This is a genomic window from Rhizobacter sp. (assembly GCA_021153565.1).
Lineage (GTDB): Bacteria > Pseudomonadota > Gammaproteobacteria > Burkholderiales > Burkholderiaceae_C > Albitalea.
On record JAJKJU010000260.1, the window covers coordinates 1 to 5,815 of the forward strand.

The following is a 5,815-nucleotide window of genomic DNA, read 5'->3' on the forward strand; positions in this document are numbered from 1 at the left end:
ATACGCCGTAGGCGTACCCTGTCCTGAGGTATCGAAGGGTCAGCCTGAACGGAAATCGGTGTCCGCAACCTGAAGCGTACACATCAGTTTGAATCGCACCCGTTGGGGTGAGGGGCCTCGGCCGTTGAAATTCACGGCATCTCTCACTCCACGGCCATGGTCCTCCCATCTGCCCTCACCGAGGGAGAGGAGCAATGCAGAGCCCTTTTCCCGCAAGTGAAGCGGGAAAAGGCCACCGTCACGCGGCTTGCTTCGAGCCCACCCCGCTGCGCCACTGCGACATCAAGCTGGCCCACTTCGGCCGCGCGGTCGCCATGTGCCGCTCCTTCACATGCCCATACCCGCGGATGTCTTCCGGGATCCGTGCGATCTCCACCGCAAGTGACAGGTTGGTCGCATTCAGGCCGCGCAGCAGTTCTTCGACGCACTGCCTGTACTCGACGATCAAGGCGCGCTCCATCTTGCGTTCTTCCGTCCGACCGAAGATGTCAAACGCCGTTCCACGCAAGCCATTGAGCTTCGCAAGCACGCCGAATGCCGTCAGCATCCACGGCCCAAAGGGCCGCTTCACCAACTCGCCCTTCTCGTTCTTCTTCGCGAGCATCGGTGGCGCGAGGTGGTAGTTCAGCTTGTAGTCGCCTTCGAACTGCGCTGCCACTTGGTCGAGGAAGCTCTTGTCGGTGTGCAGGCGAGCCACTTCGTACTCGTCCTTGTAGGCCATCAGCTTGAAGAGATAGCGTGCCACGGCTTCGGTCAGCTTGCTGCTGTTCAAAGGCTTCTCCGCTGAACGAACCTTCTCGACAAACTCTTTGTACTGCGCCGCATAGGCCGCGTTCTGGTAGCCCGTCAGGAACTCTTCGCGCTTGGCGACCAAATCATCGAGCTTGGTCGTCTTCCGCATGAACTCGATCACCTGCGCCGGCTTCAGCAAGGCCTGCACGGCGGCCAGATCGTGAGCTGCACGACGGCCCCACTCGAAAGCAACTTTGTTGTTGTCGATCTGCACCCCGTTGAGTTCGATCGCGCGCATCAGTGCTGCATGGCTCAGCGGGATGCGGCCCTTCTGCCACGCATAGCCGAGCATCAGTGGGTTGGTGTAGAGCGAGTCGCCCACCAGTTCGACCGAGATCTTGTCCGCATCGAGCGCGCCGATGTTGCTTGCACCCGCTGCCGCCGAAATCGCGCTTTCGCAATTGCCGGCTGGGAACTGCCAATTCGGGTTGTTCACGAAGGCCGCTGTCGGCGATCCATGCGTGTTCAGTGCGACGAAAGTTCGGCCCTCGCGCATTACCGCAAGGGTGCTCTTGTTGGCGGCGACGATCGGATCGCAGCCGATCACGACATCGGCCTCCGCCGTTCCGACCTTTGTCGTGAGGATTGCGTCCATGCGGTTGGCGATCTGGATGTGGCTCCAGGTCGCACCACCCTTTTGCGCAAGGCCCGCCGCATCTTGGGTGATGATGCCTTTGCCTTCGATGTGCGCGGCCATGCCGAGCAACTGACCGATCGTGATCACGCCGGTGCCGCCGACGCCCGCCACAACGATGCCCCATGCCGCTTCGGCCAGCGGCAACGACGGTTCGGGAATGGCCGGCAGCGAGAACGGACTCGGTCGCGTCTTGTCCGCCTTCTTCGCACTCTTCATCTGCCCGCCTTCGACGGTGACGAAGCTCGGGCAGAAGCCGTTGGTGCAGGAGTAGTCCTTGTTGCACGAGTTCTGATTGATGCGGCGCTTGCGGCCGAACTCGGTTTCCACCGGCTCGACGCTCAGGCAATTGCTCTTCACCGAGCAGTCGCCGCAGCCTTCGCATACCAGTTCGTTGATGACCACGCGCTTGCTCGGTTCGACCATGGTGCCGCGCTTGCGGCGGCGGCGCTTCTCGGTGGCGCAGGTCTGGTCATAGATGATCACGGTCGTGCCCTTGAGCTCGCGAAACTCGCGCTGGATGGTGTCGAGTTCATCGCGGTGATGGACCGTCACGCCGGCCAGCAGACCGACCCCTTGGTACTTCTGCGGGGCATCTGTCACGATGCACAACTTGGCCACGCCCTCGGCCTTCAGGCTCTGCATGATCTGCAGTACGGAGTGGCCCTCCGGGCGCTCGCCCACCTGCTGCCCGCCGGTCATCGCGACCGCGTCGTTGTAAAGAATCTTGTAGGTGATGTTCACGCCCGACGCGATCGCCTGTCGAATCGCGAGCAGCCCGCTGTGGAAGTAGGTGCCATCCCCAAGGTTCGCGAAGACGTGCTGGTCCGTGGTGAACGGCGCCTGCCCCACCCAGGGCACGCCTTCGCCGCCCATCTGTGTGAAGGTCGAGGTCGAACGATCCATCCACACGACCATGTAGTGGCAGCCGATGCCAGCCAAGGCGCGCGAGCCTTCAGGGACCTTCGTCGAGGTGTTGTGCGGGCAGCCGCTGCAGAACCAGGGCGTGCGGTCGCCCACGCCGCCGGCAGACGCCTTTTCCGAGCTTTTCACTTCCATCGCTTGAAGGCTGCGTTCCTTTGCCTCGACGACTGCAATCCTTGCATCCATGCGCGCGGCAGTGTCGGCATCCACGCCGAGCTTCTTCAGGCGTTTCGCAATCGCCTTCGCGATGATTGCGGGCGTCAAGTCGGCCTGCGCACGCAGCAGCCAGTGGTGGCTCGGGTTCGCATGCGACCACTCGCCGCCGGAGCCGTCGGCCTCGCTGTCGTCGAACTTGCCCAGCACGGTGGGGCGCACATCGGGCCGCCAGTTGTAGAGCTCTTCCTTCACTTGGTACTCGATGACCTGCCGCTTCTCTTCTACGACGAGGATCTCTTGCAGACCTTGTGCGAAGTCACGCGTGATAGTCGCCTCCAGTGGCCACACCACATTGACCTTGTGAAGGCGGATGCCGATTCGCCGACAGGTGTCGTCGTCCAGCCCCAGGTCGTGCAGCGCCTGCCGCGTGTCGTTATAGGCCTTGCCGCTGGCAATCAGCCCGAAGCGATCGTCAGGCCCTTCGATGACGTTGTGGTTGAGTTTGTTGGCGCGGATGTACGCGAGCGCCGCATACCACTTGTAGTCCATCAAGCGCGCTTCCTGCTCCAGCGGCGGATCGGGCCAGCGGATGTGCAGGCCGCCCGGCGGCATCTGGAAGTCCTCCGGCATCACGATGTCGACGCGGTCCGGATCGACGAACACGCTGCTCGCCGATTCGACAATCTCCTGGATCGTCTTCATGCCCGACCACACGCCCGCGAAGCGGCTGAGCGCGAAGGCATGCAGGCCCATGTCGAGGATGTCCTGCACGCTCGACGGGAAGAACACCGGCAGCCCGCAGGCCTTGAAGATGTGGTCGCTTTGGTGCGCGGCCGTCGAACTCTTGGAAATGTGGTCGTCGCCCGCGATCGCGATCACGCCGCCGTGCTTGGCCGTTCCCGCCATGTTGGCGTGCTTGAACACGTCGGAGCAGCGGTCCACGCCAGGGCCCTTGCCGTACCAGATGCCGAAGACGCCGTCGAATTTGTTGGTCTTCGGATAGAGGTCGAGCTGCTGCGTGCCCCAGATGGCGGTGGCACCCAGCTCCTCGTTCACGCCAGGCTGGAACACGATGTTCTGCGCAGCAAGGTGCTTCTTGGCCTGCCACAGCGCCTGGTCGTAAGTGCCCAGCGGCGACCCGCGATAGCCACTGATGAAGCCCGCGGTGTTGAGGCCTGCGAAGGCATCGCGCTTGCGCTGCAGCATGGGCAGGCGCACAAGGGCTTGCACGCCGCTCATGAACGCTCTGCCGTTCTCAAGTCTGTATTTGTCGTCCAGCGAGACGGTTTCGAGTGCCTTGCGAATCGACTCGGGAAGGGGTGCGTTCATCGACGAGAGCTCCAGCGGAGAGAGGGGGGTGTGCTGTTTGACCGGCGCTTGGGTCTGGCAGGATGCACAGGCCATTGCAATGCCCATCCTGCAAGAGCGGAGTTTAGAGATTCGCGTCTCGGAAGTCTTTTCTTTCTGTGCCTGGAATCAAGGCCGTCGAGCAATAATCTTGCTCAAATCGCCGTGGAAATGAGCAAGATGAAGCTGAAGCAGCCCGCCGCAGGGAAAAACCCGGAGCCGACCGAACTCGAACCACACGGCTCATCGCTCGACCGCTACGACATCGCCATCCTTCGCGAGTTGCAGCAGGACGCCCGCCTGTCCAACACCGAACTCGCGTCGCGTATCGGCCTGTCGGCGGCGCCCACTTGGCGGCGCGTGAAGTGGCTCGAGGACCAGCGCTATATCACCGGCTATCGGGCGGAGATCGACCGGCGGCGGATCGGTTTGGGCGTGCTGGCCTTCGTGCGCGTCGACGCCGAGCGCAACACTGCGGCTGCGACGCGGGAGCTCGAAGACGCCATCCGCCACATCCCGGAAGTTATTTCATGCCACTACATCTCGGGCTCGGGCACCTTTGAGCTGCAGGTGATGGCTACCGACCTCGACGCGTTTTCCAAGCTGTGCCTGGAAACGCTTCTCACCCTGCCCAACGTCAAAGACCTGCACACCAGCTTCTCGCTCGGCGAGGTCAAAGTCGGCGGCGCGCTGCCCTTGGCGCACCTGCGGCCGGGCTGATACGCTGCGCCCGATGACCGCGCCCACGATTGCCAACGTCCTTCTCGGGACGGATCCGCACCAGCGCATTCGTTTGCTGCAAACGTCCATCGCAGCGTTCTTGATGTTGGTTTGTGCCATCGGTGTCAACTACCTTGTGTGGGTGGGTATCGCGCCCTTCTTGTCCACACTGTGGTGGACGATCTACACCATCGGTGCTTTTGCGGCTGTCTTCGTTTTCATCCGGCTCGGTTTCAACGTCGCCTACGTCGACCCTTCGCTCACCGTGCTGCAAATGGTGATTGCATTGGTGAGCGGCGTCTGGGCCTATGCCATTGCCGGACCGGGACGCGGCGCGATTTTTCCAACGCCCATCGTGATCCTGATGTTCGGCATGTACGCGCTGCCTCCTGTCATGGTGCGCCGCATGGGCTGGCTGGCGATTGCGATGTTCGGTGCAGTCATGGCGACGATGGCCGTGCTCAAGCCCGAGGTCTACGAGCCCAAGGTGGAGGTCATGCACGGCTTTGTGCTGAGCGCGATGCTGATGGTCGTGTCAATGCTCGCGGGCCAGTTGAGCCGGCTGCGTCGACGCCTGCGGGCCCAGAAGGCCGAACTCGCCGAAGCTTTGCAGCGCATTCAGAATCTGGCGACGCATGACGAGCTCACCGGCCTCTACAACCGCCGCCACATGCTGGACCTGCTGAAGCTCGAACATCAGCGCTGCATGCGATCGGGCCATCCGTTTTGCATCGTCATGCTCGACATCGACAACTTCAAGCGCATCAACGACACGCACGGCCATCCGGCAGGCGACGCGGTGCTGCGCGCCTTCGCAGACGAGGTGGCTGGCATGATCCGCGCATCTGACACGATCGCGCGATGGGGCGGCGAGGAGTTTCTGCTGCTGATGACCGAGACGCGGGGATCACTGGCCAAGCCCGGCATCGAGCGGCTGCGCGAACGCATCGCTGCCATGCGGCCGCAGGGTGTGGACTCGTCGCTGTCGATCACCGTGTCCGCGGGATTGACCGAACATCGGGCTGGCGAGCCCGTCAGCGAGACGATCTCGCGTGCCGATCAGGCGGTCTACCTCGCGAAGTCGCAGGGTCGCAATCGTGTCGTGAGCCTGTAAGGACATGGCCCGGAATAAGTTCCCGTCTTGGGGGCGCAGGGCGGGATGCGATGCAAGGCGCTCCGAGCGCCGTGTGGCGAGCCACACAAGTGAGGAGCAACGCCGCAGCGCGCCCGCCCAGCACCCCC

3 protein-coding genes are annotated in these 5,815 nt (G+C 62.8%); 2 read left to right on the forward strand and 1 reads right to left on the reverse strand.

From position 1 onward, the window contains the following. Window positions 1-238 precede the first annotated feature (238 nt). Window positions 239-3,835, reverse strand: a complete 3,597-nt coding sequence (locus AC30NL_RS16750; RefSeq protein ID WP_489465134.1) for an indolepyruvate ferredoxin oxidoreductase family protein — start codon at window positions 3,833-3,835, stop codon at window positions 239-241. 189 nt (window positions 3,836-4,024) lie between these two features. Here AC30NL_RS16750 and AC30NL_RS16755 point away from each other — a divergent pair, with 189 nt between their 5' ends. Continuing rightward, on the forward strand, window positions 4,025-4,573 hold the full coding sequence (locus AC30NL_RS16755; RefSeq protein ID WP_489465135.1) for an Lrp/AsnC family transcriptional regulator: 549 nt from the start codon (window positions 4,025-4,027) through the stop codon (window positions 4,571-4,573). A 13-nt stretch (window positions 4,574-4,586) separates the two neighbouring features. After that, window positions 4,587-5,687, forward strand: a complete 1,101-nt coding sequence (locus AC30NL_RS16760) for a diguanylate cyclase (RefSeq protein WP_489465136.1) — start codon at window positions 4,587-4,589, stop codon at window positions 5,685-5,687. The last annotated feature ends 128 nt before the right edge of the window (window positions 5,688-5,815 follow it).